This is a genomic window from Anaerocolumna chitinilytica, from assembly GCF_014218355.1.
GTDB lineage: Bacteria > Bacillota > Clostridia > Lachnospirales > Lachnospiraceae > Anaerocolumna > Anaerocolumna chitinilytica.
Genome location: NZ_AP023368.1, coordinates 2,039,101 through 2,054,582, shown reverse-complemented (window position 1 = coordinate 2,054,582; position 15,482 = coordinate 2,039,101). Strand labels below are relative to the sequence as shown.

At 39.9% G+C, this 15,482-nt stretch carries 18 protein-coding genes; 3 read left to right on the top strand and 15 right to left on the bottom strand.

Going from position 1 to position 15,482, the window contains the following annotated elements:
- Positions 1-206 precede the first annotated feature (206 nt).
- Positions 207-1,247 carry an epoxyqueuosine reductase gene (locus bsdcttw_RS08865; RefSeq protein WP_197979835.1) on the top strand — a complete coding sequence of 347 codons (1,041 nt, stop codon included), beginning with the start codon at positions 207-209 and terminating at the stop codon, positions 1,245-1,247.
- 148 nt (positions 1,248-1,395) lie between these two features.
- Positions 1,396-1,842, top strand: coding sequence for a MarR family winged helix-turn-helix transcriptional regulator (locus bsdcttw_RS08860; RefSeq protein WP_185259019.1), 447 nt, complete (start codon positions 1,396-1,398; stop codon positions 1,840-1,842).
- Here the strand turns inward: bsdcttw_RS08860 and bsdcttw_RS08855 are convergent.
- From bsdcttw_RS08855 to bsdcttw_RS08815, 9 genes are all read right to left on the bottom strand, one after another.
- Positions 1,839-2,483 (bottom strand): hypothetical protein, encoded by a 645-nt coding sequence (locus bsdcttw_RS08855; RefSeq protein WP_185259018.1) that lies wholly within the window; start codon positions 2,481-2,483, stop codon positions 1,839-1,841. The two genes, bsdcttw_RS08860 and bsdcttw_RS08855, sit on opposite strands and share 4 nt — an antisense overlap.
- A gap of 31 nt (positions 2,484-2,514) precedes the next feature.
- Positions 2,515-2,787 (bottom strand): YciI family protein, encoded by a 273-nt coding sequence (locus bsdcttw_RS08850; RefSeq protein ID WP_185259017.1) that lies wholly within the window; start codon positions 2,785-2,787, stop codon positions 2,515-2,517.
- 44 nt (positions 2,788-2,831) lie between these two features.
- Positions 2,832-3,743 (bottom strand): CPBP family intramembrane glutamic endopeptidase, encoded by a 912-nt coding sequence (locus bsdcttw_RS08845; protein ID WP_185259016.1) that lies wholly within the window; start codon positions 3,741-3,743, stop codon positions 2,832-2,834.
- Between the two features lie 100 nt (positions 3,744-3,843).
- Entirely contained in the window at positions 3,844-4,524 is a 681-nt protein-coding gene (locus bsdcttw_RS08840; protein WP_330602411.1) for a DJ-1/PfpI family protein, read from the bottom strand.
- On the bottom strand, positions 4,505-5,008 hold the full coding sequence (locus bsdcttw_RS08835) for a hypothetical protein (protein WP_185259015.1): 504 nt from the start codon (positions 5,006-5,008) through the stop codon (positions 4,505-4,507). The genes bsdcttw_RS08840 and bsdcttw_RS08835 overlap by 20 nt, the downstream gene beginning before the upstream one ends.
- A gap of 61 nt (positions 5,009-5,069) precedes the next feature.
- On the bottom strand, positions 5,070-5,513 hold the full coding sequence (locus tag bsdcttw_RS08830; RefSeq protein WP_185259014.1) for a flavodoxin family protein: 444 nt from the start codon (positions 5,511-5,513) through the stop codon (positions 5,070-5,072).
- A 19-nt stretch (positions 5,514-5,532) separates the two neighbouring features.
- Positions 5,533-6,669, bottom strand: a complete 1,137-nt coding sequence (locus bsdcttw_RS08825; RefSeq protein WP_185259013.1) for an MFS transporter — start codon at positions 6,667-6,669, stop codon at positions 5,533-5,535.
- Complete coding sequence (locus bsdcttw_RS08820) at positions 6,662-7,114, bottom strand: MarR family winged helix-turn-helix transcriptional regulator (protein ID WP_185259012.1); 453 nt, start codon at positions 7,112-7,114, stop codon at positions 6,662-6,664. Before bsdcttw_RS08820 ends, bsdcttw_RS08825 begins: the two co-directional genes overlap by 8 nt.
- 196 nt (positions 7,115-7,310) lie before the next feature.
- Entirely contained in the window at positions 7,311-7,889 is a 579-nt protein-coding gene (locus tag bsdcttw_RS08815) for a LysE family transporter (protein WP_185259011.1), read from the bottom strand.
- 112 nt (positions 7,890-8,001) lie between these two features.
- On the opposite strand from bsdcttw_RS08815, the gene bsdcttw_RS08810 reads away from it, so the two are divergent.
- The gene (locus tag bsdcttw_RS08810; RefSeq protein WP_185259010.1) at positions 8,002-8,886 is read left to right on the top strand and encodes a LysR family transcriptional regulator; all 885 of its coding nucleotides are present in this window, start codon (positions 8,002-8,004) and stop codon (positions 8,884-8,886) included.
- Positions 8,887-8,928: 42 nt separating this feature from the next.
- Here the strand turns inward: bsdcttw_RS08810 and bsdcttw_RS08805 are convergent, their stop codons facing one another.
- The 6 genes from bsdcttw_RS08805 to bsdcttw_RS08780 all read right to left on the bottom strand — a co-directional run bounded on the left by bsdcttw_RS08805 (position 8,929) and on the right by bsdcttw_RS08780 (position 15,261).
- Complete coding sequence (locus bsdcttw_RS08805) at positions 8,929-9,273, bottom strand: hypothetical protein (protein ID WP_185259009.1); 345 nt, start codon at positions 9,271-9,273, stop codon at positions 8,929-8,931.
- A gap of 160 nt (positions 9,274-9,433) precedes the next feature.
- A complete protein-coding gene (locus bsdcttw_RS08800; protein WP_185259008.1) occupies positions 9,434-10,417 on the bottom strand; it encodes an ABC transporter ATP-binding protein in 984 nt (327 codons plus the stop codon).
- A gap of 1 nt (position 10,418) precedes the next feature.
- Positions 10,419-11,444: an ABC transporter ATP-binding protein gene (locus bsdcttw_RS08795; RefSeq protein WP_185259751.1), complete on the bottom strand. Its 1,026-nt coding sequence runs from the start codon at positions 11,442-11,444 to the stop codon at positions 10,419-10,421.
- Positions 11,445-11,517: 73 nt separating this feature from the next.
- Positions 11,518-12,435 (bottom strand): ABC transporter permease, encoded by a 918-nt coding sequence (locus bsdcttw_RS08790; RefSeq protein WP_185259007.1) that lies wholly within the window; start codon positions 12,433-12,435, stop codon positions 11,518-11,520.
- Positions 12,436-12,452: 17 nt separating this feature from the next.
- Positions 12,453-13,409 (bottom strand): ABC transporter permease, encoded by a 957-nt coding sequence (locus tag bsdcttw_RS08785; protein ID WP_185259006.1) that lies wholly within the window; start codon positions 13,407-13,409, stop codon positions 12,453-12,455.
- Positions 13,410-13,506: 97 nt separating this feature from the next.
- Positions 13,507-15,261, bottom strand: a complete 1,755-nt coding sequence (locus tag bsdcttw_RS08780; RefSeq protein ID WP_185259005.1) for a peptide ABC transporter substrate-binding protein — start codon at positions 15,259-15,261, stop codon at positions 13,507-13,509.
- Positions 15,262-15,482: the final 221 nt, after the last annotated feature.

The following is a 15,482-nucleotide window of genomic DNA, read 5'->3' as shown; positions in this document are numbered from 1 at the left end:
TCAAATCCTCCTTACACTCATTTCCGCAAAATACCACAACTCACAAATTAACAATACTATAACACTGCCTGAAACTCTTGTCCAGGAATTGGGTTACAACATAATAAACGAATGAATATTGTTGACAAATATAATAGTGCTTGATATTATATGTATATACATATAATAATAGAATATAATATGATTTCGAAAGGATAAGTATCTGTATGATCGAATCAATCGCATTATCAATAAAACAAAAGGCTTTAGAATTAGGCTATGAAAAATGCGGCATCATTCCAATTCCTATGCTGGACGGATATCAGGAGAAACTGGAGGAACGGGTTAAAAATGTTCCGGACTCCGGAGTATTTTATAAAGGCCAACAGCGCCTGGCTCATGTTCAGGAGGAATTCCCTTGGGCGAAATCTGTAATTATACTGACTGTTCCTTATTCGAAGTATCATGTTCCAGAAAATGTTTCCGGACATATTGGGAAGTCATACCTTTTTGATGTACGTATTGACGAGAATACCACGGAATATCAACAGAGCCGCCAATTGGAATTATACCTGCAAAGCCTTGGGCTGAAAGTTGAAATCAACCGGAAATTTGGAGTTGTCGGAATGCGCTGGGCAGCATTACAGGCTGGTCTGGGAATTATCCGACGGAATAATTTTTTCTATACGGAATCTGGTTCCTGGGTTCATCTGGAAGCATTTTTGATTGACATGGAACTGGAACTTAAAAGTAATACCACTCTGCCTCCCTGCCCGAAAAACTGTGACCGTTGTATCAAAGCCTGTCCCACCGCTTCCCTTTGTAATGCCTACACCATGAATCCCCTTCGCTGCATTTCCTTTTTAACAACTTTCGGCGGAAGGAACCTCCCACAGGAACCTATGGCCGAGAATTTTGGAGAATGGATTTATGGGTGTGATGTCTGTCAGGATGTATGCCCTATGAATCACAAAAAGTGGGCAGCACAAGAGGCTTTTCCGGGACTTACTGAACTCGCCCCTTCTCTTACCGCAGAAGCCCTTCTGAATATGGGAGAGGACTTCTATCGAGATAAGGTCCAGCCCAAATTTTTCTACCTTACAGCAGATGAACTCTGGAAATGGAAGGTAAATGCACTTAATTATATAAAGAACCATTACCAAGAGCAATACCGTCAGTTAGTTTTGGACGCTTTGGAAAGCCCCTATCCTAAAGTAAGAGAAATGGCAGAAAGTATCTGCGTCCTTTATTCCATCGATAAGAATTGAGAGGCAGGAATTTTTACAGCACTTGACAAGCGGTTTTTCAACCTTTATTGTTATATATATTATTTCTTTGAAAAAACAAAAGACGTTTTTTCAACTACAGATTCAGGAATATCAAATCGAAGATTTGATATTCACGAAAGGAGTTAAGATGAAAACAGATAAAAAGGAAGAACCGAGACTAATAAACTGTGCATGCCGAAATCTACGTATGACAACCCGAATGGTTACACAGTATTATGACAAGGCACTTAATGATTCCGGTATAAAATCGACGCAGTTCGCTTTATTAAATGATATTGCTTCCAAAGAAGAAGGCCTTTCAATTAACGAACTGGCTGAATATTCCATGATGGACCAGACAACTGTCACACGTAATATTGAAATCCTACGTAAGAATGGGTATGTAATTGTTCAAACAGAAGAGAAAGACTCACGCAGAAAAAGAATTACCTTAAGTGATGAAGGAAAGGAGAAACTGAAGGACGCCCTACCCCTTTGGAAAAATGCTCAAACCAATCTGCAACAGTCAATTGGTGATGAGCAATATAAAAATTTCCTTGAGACGCTTTCACTTCTTAAGAAAATAAATAATTAGTTGTTTGTCTGCTTTTGAACGAACAATATTCTTATTCCAAGAATAACAAACCATGTTGAGAAAAACAGTTGTGTAATAAAGTACAAAACATTTCCAATCACCCAGGGAAAAGCACCTATAAGAACCAATGCCGCAGTCAAAAAGCCGAAATAAGCAATCATTTTACCAATAGCGCTTTTTCGAATCAGATAACAAAGTATAATGATAGCTATGCACCAAAGGATAGCTGCACAATGCATGCCTCCGTAGAAGACACTAAGTATCAGTTTATTGATACCGGCTGACATTTCCATATTATATACCGGGTAAGCCAATCGTCCCAGAATAATATCCAGGAATACATTAATCGGAAGAATAAGCGCTATAATTCCGCACCCAATTAATGTTTTTGCTTTTTCTGTATTTACCAGTAGTTGATATAATGCTGCGATAGTGGGAATCAATGCTAAGGTTGCAAATAAGAGCACTTCATCTGCCATGGCAATGTGAAAATGCCATCTGGAAAGCCAAGTTTCTAAATCCGTATCCATAGCCGGCGGACTAAATACAGGCAGAAGGAACAGGTTCTGAATAAGAGTAAGAATACCGGAAATAATGGATGCAATTCCGCCTATTTTTATGATACTATTTTTTTCTTTCATAAATCTCCATTCTAACTAAGATTTTCTATTCTTAAATAAGAAAATTGTTCTCTTCATTTGCTTGCTCCAGCGTTCTTATTTCAAAGGATTTATATCCGAAGGCAATAAAAGGATCCGAATTCGCTATGGTAATGGCCTCGTCCAAATCTTTGGCTGTGAAAACTACCATTCCGCCGGGATAATCTGTGAAAGGCCCACAAAGCACAAGCTTCCCTGTGCTATCTAATTCTCTTAGATGTTCTACGTGACTTTTTACCACCTCTTCATTGAGAGGCTTTAAATTCTTCATAAGATATACATACATAACTGTCCGCTCCTTATTATAGAAAAAACTACTTTCCATGATTATCAGCTATAAGACTTTCTCTTCTCTTTCACCACTAACGCAATAATCGCCACTGATAACATAATGGTTGTTACCAATCCACCCTCTGGTCCAAAACTTCCACCTGTTAGAAAAGCAGGTCCAATCTCTTGTGCCTTAAAAACTGTACTGCCGTTGGCTAAGAAGCCACTGACAGGAAATCCATAAATATTACCAAGAGCAAAATTCCAGGCAAAATGCAGTCCGCAGGTTCCCCATATATTCCCGTTAAGAATCGCATAAACGGCGAAGAATATACCGGACAAGGTTAGATTAACAAAGGATAAGACCGTTACTCCGGAACTAAACAAATGGAGGATACCAAATATAACTGCGGTTATTGCAATAGCAATAATAGGGTTAGTACGATTTCCTAAACGTGGAATCAACCACCCTCTTATTGCAATTTCTTCTGAGGCACTTTGTACTATCCATCCCAATGCCAAAATGCTTATGTTGATAATCAGGTACCTATCTTGTATCTGGCCGCTTGGAAGTTTAACCTCACCTGTATAAACCAAAACGGCTGTAACTGCAGAGATTGTGCATACCCCTACGATACAGCCAATTATGTATGATTGCAACGGTTTTCCGCCCTGAAAACCTATGGATTTTACCGGGCAGCGTTCTGCAAACTTTACCCAGGAAAAGAAAATTATTATCTGTGTCCCGCAAACGATAAACTTCCTCAGCGCGACAGAAAGACTTTCTGTAAGTTCACCTGAATGTTTTATTAGATTTATAACAGGCATTGCCAGCAAACGTCCCAAGGCCAGTCCAATCAGCCATAGAGCAAAATAAATTAAGATAGTTATGGGAATATTTAATTTTACTTTACCAGTATCTGCCTGCTGGAATAAAACGCTGTTTTTTAATGGAAGATTCAACCTTTTCATATGACCTCTTTTATGTAATTTTCATTCGTATATATGAAAGCCAAAGATTTAAACCGCTGATTTTAACGGTAGATATTAAGCCAATTATCTTGTAAACAGCTTATTCCTGAGCAAATATATCATTCTCTTTATCAGAATTCCAAATATATTCAATGGCATCAGCTATCTTGGCAGCTGCCGCTTCCCCGAATCTGTCTGAGATAAAACCAAGAGACATATCAATTCCAGCCGATACCCCCGAAGAAGTATAGAACTTGCCATCGACTACCCATCTCGCTTTTGTAATCCAGTCTACCTTCGTATTTACAGATTTAACCCAATCAAAAGCTCTCTTATTCGATGTAGCTCTATGTCCATCCAATAAACCGGTTTTCGCCAAAAGAGCAGAACCTGTACACACACAAAGACAATATTCCGCTTTTAAAGCCATCTGATTCAATAGTTCAATAAATTCAGGATTATTGACAAGAAGTCTTGTCCCCTGACCGCCGGGAATCAATAATATACCGGAATAGTCGGCCTCTTTTGCAGGCATTGTCTGAATCTCTGTACCCTGGCGGCTTTTAATTAAACCACCGGTGGCGGAAATATAACGAAGTTGATAATCCTTCCAATGTCCCAAGACTTCCACCGGGCCGAATACATCTAAGGTTTCAAAATCAGTAAATAGCAGGATATTAACATCCACCTCATCATCCTCACTTTGCATTTCCATTTCTTTCATTATAGACAAGGGCCAAAGAGCTGTCAAATCTATTATATTATATTTTTCGCGTTGCAAAGAGCTCACCATAAAGTATCCATATGGCGCCGTCCTGAGTTCCCATGCTCTGCCAATGGAAGGAATTCTCCGTAACCTCTGAAAATATCCACTTCTTTTTTCCTTCTTTGATTTCTGTCAGTAGGATTGTTTCACCGTTTCTTCTTGCTTCCAACCGAGTCATCTGACCGGTACATCCATAAAATATATCCCATCCATGGGTTTTAGGATTATATATTCTTATGGTCGTGCCATATTCCGCATCGGGTTGGTGATTATTTATTCGTTCTTCTCGGGATGGACAGATGAATACATCCTGGATGGCTATTCCACCTAAGACCCAGGAAAAAATCCACTCACCCTTGATATGCCTCTCCTGCTCTGTACCATGCATATCAATCCATTCAAAATCCCACTCACCTATCAATGAACCAAATAAATTATGTTCATCGGGTATATTGCTGCTTTTTGATTCGCAAATCAGTGCTTTTGCAAATTCATTCATCTATCCTGCCTCCTTTTTTCTTTATTTTACCAACACTTCATGACAACTGTATGTCATATTTCTACACTGTTCTATTTACCTTGGAATATATGTTGCTGGCATATTCCCGGGCTTTCTTCAATTCACTGGAATTTGGATGATTTCGGTTAAGTACAAGCCAAGACTGCCCCTTACAGATAAAAGGCTCACTTATGACCCTAATCCCTTTTGCCTGTAAAAGCTTACTTATATCATTTCCAATGGTCTTCTGCCCACCATAGCTGGCAAAGACAGCCACATTCTTTACAACCTTGGGGTCTAATGTAGCAATAAATGAGCTGGTCTTCTTGTTTGGCTTACCAAAATAGACTCCATCTCCAATAAATAATAGATCGACGGGTTCTGAGAAAGAATCACTATTATGCTTTTCTATCTTCTCAGCTTCCACTTGCATTACATCTGCGATAACACGGGCAAGTTTTTCTGTATTTCCGGTTGTCGAATGATAAAACACCTTGATATTCATATCTCTTCCTCCTAATAAACTATAGTTTTTTATATTTTAATAAAACATAATAAAGAACTCCTGCAAGTATCGGAAATACTGCCATAAATGCGAACATACCGCTATGCCCAGTTATTGCGGATATAAATCCTGCTAAAACTGCTCCTACTCCTATTCCTCCGTCGAACCCGGTAAAGAAGGTGGCATTGGCAGCCCCGGTTCTGTCCTTTGGCACCTTAACGATAGCCATTGTCTGTAAGCTGGACTGTGCTGCTCCTATACCAATTCCATAAAATACTGCACATACCAGAAAAGCCAAGAGACTGCTGCTAACTGAAAGTATGAGCAAAGCAATGGGAATTAATATAACTCCCGGCCATATCCCGGCACCAAAACCTTTCCGGTCAACTAACCTTCCTAAATAGGGACGGGTTATCAGCATACTCACGGCATACACTGTGAAGAACAGACCAACACCTTTGATAGATTTTTCTGCACCATATAGTGCTAAAAAGGTCATAATAGAACCATAAGTAATCATTATAAGAAACATTATAGAGGATGGCAGAATAGATTCTTTTGCATAAGGAGCCACCTTCTTTTTCACTAATCCCTGTGTATGCGGTACTTTTTGGTATTTGATTAGAAACGCCAGCAAAAGACTTACTATTAGAAAGGCTAAAGCCAGTAAGACATTTTTTTTCATACCAAGTGAAAGGGCTATAGCCGGCGCTATTGCCATAGCGATACTGCTGGCTAGGCTGAAATATCCCATACCTTCTGCAAAACGTTCTTTTTCAATACTATCAGAAGCTACTGTACTGCAAGCAGTATTTGATAGTCCCCAGACCATTCCGTGGGTAAAGCGAATCACAAAGATAATAGCTACCACAGGAAAGAATCGGTAAGCTGCCGTTGAGAGCATCATACCAATCAGCCCTGCAATAAATAATCCTTTCCGCCCATATCGGTCAAGAGCTAGTCCCGCAAAAGGACGGACAAGTAAAGTTGCAATTGTTATTACCCCCTGCAGCAGCCCTAATATGCTATCAGGTGCTCCAAGAGATTTTAGATAAGGCGGCAGGGCTGAGGGAAACAGTTGGAAGGCAAAGAACATAAAAAAATTCACAAGTGTAATTAATACAAAGTTTCTTGTCCAAAATTTTGTCTTATTCAATTTCAATATCCCTCCCTGATAGCGTTGCATTTTCAATAATCAGGTTATTAAGCACTTTGTTCATAAGAAACAAAAGCTGCTCTGATTCTTCATCGGATAAACCCTTTGAAGCTACGTCCAGATTCTCCTGAAATATTTTCGCAACAGTTGGTGCTTCTTTTCGTCCAAGTTCTGTCAGATATAGATGGTCAACCCGAACATCCTTCTTATCCTTATGCTTTACAACATATCCTTTACTGACCAGGTTCTTAACAGCTTTAGCGGTGGTGGATTTCCCGATATGCAGATGTTCACTCAGCTGCTTTTGAGAAATCCCTTCATTTAACGATATTACAAAGAAGAAATCATACTGTCCGTTCTTGATGTTTAACTCTGAGAGTCTGCTGCTTATCAGCATCTGCATATTACGATATATTGCTGCATTGACTTGACCTATAGTATTCATAGATTGGTGGTATCCTTTCAAAAATGAGTTCATTTACTCTTTTTAACGTAATGCCGCATTTCGGCATTCCATATAGTTTCCTTTGCAACTATATTACCACCGGATAGTTTCCTTTGCAACTATTTTTTTTATAATATTTCATATTAGGATTAAGTATTAAAAAATGTCGATGCATTTTAATGGATTTATTGTTGCATTATACTATTAGATGGAAAGCACACCAGACCAAAACGGCTGCCATCAAGACATTCAGCATCCGATAATGTTTGGTATATTGATTTTGCAGCAGATGTCCAGCAAATGCCCAGGTAATACAGCCTGAGATCCCTATTAACGTATTACAGACCACACTGGCACTCAGCAATACTTTAGAATTCGAATAGGGAAGGATATACCCGGTATAAATGGTTATAGCATATAAAATAATCTTCACATTAATAAACTGCAGCCCAAAACTTGCCCAGAAGTCACTTTTTCGTCCATCCGAATCATTCATTCCTTTACTTAAGAGGATATGGATTGCAAGCCATAGGATATATACAGCTCCGATATATTTCATAATCACAGCTAACTTCGGCATTATCCTGGACAGTTCCAGACAAGCGGCTGCACTGATAATCATTACAAGAAAAAAGCCGGCAGCAACACCAAGCAGTGTCATCTTACCCTTTCGGATTCCCTTTCTGCTAACTGCATTCAGAACCAGGATATTATTGGGTCCCGGGGTATAGGCCGTTATAATAGCATAGGGTAAATAGCTTAAAATTAAGTCCATGTTCTTGTCATCTCCCTTTTTTTCTTATATAATACGAAGAGAAATCAATTTAATCAAATTGAATCTTTTAATAATATACTTCATATATTTTGAACTATTAAAAGGAGAGAACATGGAACTCAAATATCTACATACCTTTAAAACCATCGTTTCTGAAGGCAATTTTACGAAAGCTGCTGAAAAATTAAATTATACCCAGTCAACCATAACCTTTCAGATGAAGCAGCTGGAACGGGAACTTTCTATAAAGATATTTGAAAAAATAGGAAGAAATATGATCCTGACAAAAGCCGGTCAGGAATTAATTCCCCATGTTGAGGAAGTTCTAAACTCTATGACTAGGTTATCCTGCTTTAGTGACAACCTATATGACTTAAAGGGGGGATTACAAATAGAAATGGGGGAAACATTACTCTGTTATAAAATGGCTCCCGTACTGAAAGAACTGCACCAGCTTGCCCCGCAGGCAAAACTGTATCTGAAATCAACGAACTGCTATGAAATATTAGAAAAAATAAGAACAGGAAAAACAGACCTGGGTGTCTTCTATCTAAATGTATGTGATTCCGAAGAATTTCTTCAGACCTACCCTATAGGTGAGTACACAATGGATTTAGTCGCTTCTCCCAGGATCAAAGAGAGATTCCCTGATTTCATTACCCCAAACCAGAATTTTAATCTGCCCTTTATTATAGACGAACCTGACTGTATTTTTCGGCAAATCTTTGAGGAATATCTGAAATCCCGAAGTATTACGCTGGATCATACCATTGAATTATGGAGTATTCCAACTATCAAAAATCTTGTTAAAAATGATGTTGGTATCTCTTATTTACCTTCTTTTACCGTTGAAGAGGAGTTAAAAAATGGCGAATTATGCAAAATCAAAACCGCCATTGATTCCCGTAAATTAACAGCGGTTTGCGCTCATCACAAGAATAAATGGGTTAGTCCTCTTATGAAACTTTTTATTCAACTGGCTACTAACGGAGCATAAAATTCATTTACTTATTTCATCTGATGTATGGGTGCATCCATTTTATAGCAATATATCCATCACAGAAGCTATCGCTAAAAAAGCCGCACATATAATACCTAAGGCGGTCTTATAACCAATGATACGAAAATGCTTCCTCCAGCTGTCCATTTCCGAAAATTGCTCTGGTTTTTTTCCTTTTGCTAACAGCATTCCCGCCAAAAGGAACATGCCCAGAGATGAGATAAGAAGCAGCCCGTCTTTCCCTGCTTCCAATCCCCTCTCTTCCCTAAATCCTCCTGAAAGAAAACCAGCTAAAAAAAGCACCCCGCCTGCCGTCGCCGAGATGGCTAAACCAAGAATTGCTGCTTTTATAAAATCAATTAAAATTGCTTTTATTTTTTTCATATTAACCCTCTGCATGACGTGCTATAGCACGTACTCAACTTAAAAGTATAAATTGTTTTAATTACCACTTTAACAATTATCTCCTTCCAACACGCCTCATGTTTGCGCCGAGGATTTCGCAGGCACAAACATGTGTAGAAAATTATTTTTTAATTTTCTACTAATCCTCTGTCATCTCACAATAGTGGCAAGCAACATAATGGTGATCTCCAACATCCTTTAGCGCCGGCATTTCTTTTTCACAAATGGGCATTGCATATTTGCATCTGCTCCGGAATTTGCAGCCTGGTTTTGTATTAATAGGACTTGGAACTTCACCTTCCAATTTGATCTTGCTCTTATCCCTCTCTTGTTCTATTTCAGGGTCTGCAATAGGAATAGCCGACAGCAATGCCTGGGTATAAGGATGCCTTGGGTCTGAATACAGCTGTTTAGAACTCGTAAGTTCTACTAAAGTACCAAGATACAACACAGCTACACGGTCGGATATATGCTTTACCATCGATAAATCATGAGCTACAAAGAGGTAAGTAAAACCCATTTTCTTCTGAAGCTCCACCAGGAGATTTACAATCTGCGCCTGAATAGAAACATCCAGAGCAGAAATCGGCTCATCAAGGACCATAAATTCCGGCTGTACTACCAATGCCCTGGCAATTCCGATTCTTTGCCTTTGTCCGCCTGAAAACTCATGGACGAAGCGGTTGGCATGTTCACGGTTCAAGCCTACCATTTCCAGGTAATCATAAATCATATTCTGCCGTTCCTTTTTATTTGCAGCAAGATGATGTATGTCAATTCCTTCGCCGATGATATCCGAGACTGTCATTCGAGGGTCCAGTGAACCATACGGGTCTTGAAATACCATCTGCACCTGTCTCTTAAATTCAAAACGCTCCTTACCCGTTAATCCATGGACATCCTTACCCTTATAGAGCACTTGCCCGTCTGTTTTATCATACAATCCGATACAGGTGCGTCCGCAGGTGGTTTTACCGCATCCGGATTCACCTACCATTCCCAGGGTTTCACCTTTATATATATCAAAGGAGACATCATCAACGGCTTTTAACACTTCTCCCTTTCCCACAGAAAAATACTTCTTCAAATGTTGTACAGAAAGGACGATTTCCTTTTCTTCCATGTTATTTTCCTCCTCTAAAATCAGGCATATCTACTTTGGGTGCCATGGGATGATGCAGCCAGCAGGCTGCCTGGTGACCGTCTTCAAACTCTGTGGCTTCCGGCATAGCTTCTCTGCAAATCTGCATACAATAACTGCATCTTGTAGAGAAAGGGCATCCCACCGGTGGGTCTAAAAGATCCGGCGGAGTTCCGGGTATGGACATGAGTGTCTGTTTATTTTCCAAATCAAGTCTTGGAACGGACTGAATCAAAGCCCAGGTATAAGGGTGTTTTGGAGTATAGAATATATCCTTTGCACTTCCGCTTTCCACAATCATACCGGAGTACATTACTGCAATTCTCTGGGCAATATTAGCAACAACACCAAGATCATGAGTAATCATGATAACGGAAACTTCGCGCTTTTTCTGTAAGTCCTTGATAATATCCAGAATTTGACCCTGGATGGTTACATCAAGGGCTGTGGTAGGCTCGTCGCAGATAAGCAGATTCGGATCACAGGCGAATGCAATTGCAATCATAACCCTCTGGCGCATACCGCCTGAGAATTCATGGGGGTACTGTTCTACCCTCTTCTCCGGTTCAGGAATTCCTACCAGGCGAAGCATTTCCACGGCTTCTTTTGCAGCCTCCTGCTTACTCATCTGTTTGTGGACCATAAGGTTTTCCGCAATCTGCTTACCAACTATCATAGTCGGATTTAATGCGGCAAGGGCATCCTGAAAAATAATGGCACATTCTCCGCCCTTATATTCTTTCCATTTGCTTTTATTATATTTTAATATATTGCTTCCATTATACAGTATTTCACTGCCATCTTTGATTTCACCCTGAGGGCCTTTTATTAATCCCATAATGGCTTTCGCCGTCACAGATTTTCCGCAGCCGGATTCCCCCACAATGGCAAGAGCTTCACCTTTATCCAGATAAAAAGATACCCCCCTCACGGATTTTACTTCCCCGGCATAGGTATGGTAAGAAACCTTCAGATTCTTTACTTCCAGAATATGCTTCTTCTCGTTCATCATTTTACTGTCCGTATCTCCTTTCCTGTTAAACTTCCAAAATAGCTTGCCAGATATATTATACTAAAAATACTCACTGGCGAAGTTTCGGATCCAGTGCATCCCGCAGTCCATCTCCTAAGAGGTTAAATGCCATTACTATAATGCATAGGAGCAGACAAGGGAAAAATAGCTGATAGGGATAAAAATCCATAGAATGCTGCCCCATAGAAATCAAAACTCCCAGGCTGATAGCCGGAGACTTTAAACCAATACCGAGAAAACTTAAACCTGCTTCTGTAAAAATGAAGCCGGGAATAGCTGTGGATGCATCCAGAATCAGAATTCCAAGCATATTCGGTATATAGTGTTTAAAAATAATACGAATAGGCTTCGCTCCCAGCACTTCTGCCGCATAGACATATTCTGATTCCCTCAGCTGCTTTATCATACCCCTAACCTGTCTGGCTGTATTGCACCAGGCTGTTATACTTAAGGCTACAAGAAGTGAGAACAAGCTATTCCCTAAAACCATCATAATTAGAATAGTAATAAGCAGAGAAGGAATTGAATTAATCACTTCAATCACACGCATCAGAACTTCATCTACCCATCCGCCAAAATGTGCCATCAAAGCACCATACAGAGTACCAAATACTAATTTTAGGGCAGTTGCCACAAGGGCTATGATAATAGATGCTCTTGCACCTGCCCAGATGCGGGAAAAGAGGTCTCTTCCCAGATTATCTGTTCCAAACCAGTATTTTGAGGATGGAGTCAGATTCTTCTGCGCCACATTCATGGTAACATAATCATATCCCCTTATCATAGGTCCGATAATTACCATAATTACCATGACAATAAGAACTGCTATGGAAACCATTGCTATGGGGTTTTTCTTCAGACGTCTCCACGCATCCTGCCAATAAGAGATTGCAGGACGTGTGATTTTATTAATATCATCTTTTTTATATCCGATAATTTCAAATTTTCCTGGTGTTAATTCCGGCATATTCTTCTATCCTTCCTTTAGCTGTTCTTGCCTGTCAGGCTGATGCGCGGATCCACGGCCACATACAGCAGGTCCGTTATAAAAAGTACAATGATATACATTGCTGCCAGAATAACCGTCTCTCCCATTAAGATAGAAAGGTCCTGGTTATTTACCGCAGTAACATAATACTGTCCGATTCCGGGGATAGAAAAAATGCTTTCGATAAAAAATGAACCGGTTATACACATTGCAACTGACATGGGAAGCTGGGTAATTACAGGAATAAAGGAATTTCGCAGGATATGCTTCCGGATAATTGCACCCTTGCTAAGTCCTTTGGATTCGGCAGTCATTACATAATCCTGCCCGATAACATCCAGCATGGAAGTTTTTAAGAGCCTTGCATAAGCCGCAATGTAGCCAAAGCATCCTGCCAGGGTAGGTAAAACCGTATACTCCCAACCCCCAAACCACAAATCTTTTCCTGCCGGCCACCCAATAGTAGGAAACCATTTTAAATTTCCTGCAAATATCTTCTGCAGCAGTAATCCAAATATCAAACTCGGCACCGAAATCATCAGTACCGATAAAACAATTACCAGATAATCTGCTATGGTTCCCCGTTTCATAGCCGCCAATATTCCAAGAAGCAGGCCAACTGTTATTCCCAAAAGTACCTGTTGAACACCAAGTCTGGCGGAAACAGGTAATCTGTCATGAATCAAGCCTTGAACCGTCTGTCCCGCATAGACAAAGGATTCTCCGAAATCACCAGTAGCAATTCCTTTCATGGTAATAGCATAACGCTCCATCATCGGCTTATCCAAGCCATATCTTTTATATAAGTTTGCCTTCACAGTAGGTGCCAGCTTTTCTGCCCTCTGTGTCAGCGGATCACCGGGAACAGCCTCCAGTAGAAAGAATGTAGCTGTTGCAATTAAAAACAGCGTAAGTATCATTTCAGCCACTCTGCGTATTAAATATTTCCCCATTACTACTCTCCTTTATTAGCCAAAATCACAGCTATGTTTCTATACAGCAAAAAAGGGCTGGAGGTGATAGCCCTTTTTTGCAATCCCAATGTATAACTTATTTGCCGGAAATAGATGTATGATATACTTCCTGGCTTGCTCCGAAAGATGATGTATTAAAATCTTTCACCCAATTCTGAATATAAAAATGGTTATCGGAATAATACAGAGGGGCAGCCGCACAATCTTCCAAAAGTAATTTATTTTCAAGCTGCTGATAGACTTCAAAGCGTTTTGTAGTGTCTTTAAGACCGGTTAAGGAGTCTAACAAAGCATCATAGTCTTTATTGGAGTATAAACCATAGGAATGATATACACCAGTTCTGAATATATCCAGGTAATCCAAAGGATCATTGTAGTCGCTCCACCATCCGGTAATCATGATATCAAAATGGAAAGCGTCTCTTTCGGAGGTAAACAGTGAAGAATCACCTACTGTATTCAGTTCAACTTTAATTCCAAGATTCTGCTCGATGGACTGCTTGAGATATTCACGTTCTGTCTGGTTCTGAGTAGAGGAACCGGAAGTAAGCAGTACAATTTTAACATCACTGATTGGAGTCTTCACTCCCAGCTCATCAAGGCCCTTCTGGAAAAGTTCCTGGAGTTTTGCCTTATCTCCTGCATATTCTTTATATTCTGCACTTATGGGCTCTTCTGTCTGAGCACGGTAAGATTTCTCATTAAAGGTAATTGCCGGAGCTATAAGACCATAGGCAGGTGTATATCTTCCGTAAACTGCACCGACCATCTCATCTCTGTTGATACTGTAGGAAATTGCCTTACGGATGTTGACGTTCTTCATTAATCCGGATTCTCCGCCGTTTTTAAATTCATAGCCTAACATAACCGTTCCGGGATATTGTGTAGAAAGTGACTGTATCTTACCTGCACTTGCTTCTTCATCATACTTCTTCAGATAATCACCGGAGCCGTTAATGACATCCAGCTGTCCATTATCAAACATAGTAGCTGCTGTGGCATCTTCTGCAATATCAAACCAGTTTACCTTTTCCAGTTTAACATTGGCTGCATCCCAGTAATTCGGATTCTTTGTCCATACCATCTTGTTGTCTTCTACAAGGTCAGATAAAATATAGGGTCCGTTGTAAACACTTAATTTCCAGTCTTTACCCCAATTATCTCCAGCTGCCTCAGCAATATCCTGACGGGTAGGGTAAAGAGGAGTTGCAACTAATTTTGATTCGAAGGTAGGATCTGCAACCTTTAACTTCACTTCAAAGGTATAATCATCTAAAGCTTTAATCGCTACGTCATCCAAAGAACCTTTACCGTTATAATATTCTTCAGCACCTACAACATTGAAAATAAATGCTGCATAGCTGTATCCTTTGTTTGGATCTAATAAACGATCCCATCCGTATTTATAGTCATTTGCTGTAACAGGCTTACCATCAGACCATTTAGCATTCTGTCTTAAGTGGAAAGTATATGTAAGTCCGTCCTCAGATACATCAATGGATTCTGCGCCTGCAAGCTCAAACTTATCACCGTCAGCGCCTCCGACATCACGAAGCAGACCTTCATAGCATTCTGCCATCATCCAGCGCCAGCCCATATCCTGAACATCGTAGTTATTGCCAAAGGCAGTTGCTCTCAAATTAAGTTCCTGTACACTGTCTCCTGAGTCTTTCGTTGTATCGTTCGAAGCAGTTGCATCAGGCGTACTGGATGTCCCTGCTGTATCTCCTGCTGTTGCTACTTCTGTCTTACCACTGCTGCAGGCTGTAAGTAACCCTGTTACCAGAATTCCTGCAAGTATCATAGATAGATACTTCTTCACTTTTTTCATTCTTTTTGTCCTCCATGCTAATATTCAACAGGTGCCTTAAACGTCTAAACCCATCTAATATTTTTCAATTCATATAATTCATATTAGATTAATAGGTTTTCACAAATGCTAGTATATTTCATTCTTTTCTCTTTGTCAATATAAAATTTGAGAATGGTAAAAAATTATAAAATGATTAGCTGACAAAGGGTAGTTTTTCACAATGGGACGGCAAATTGCAC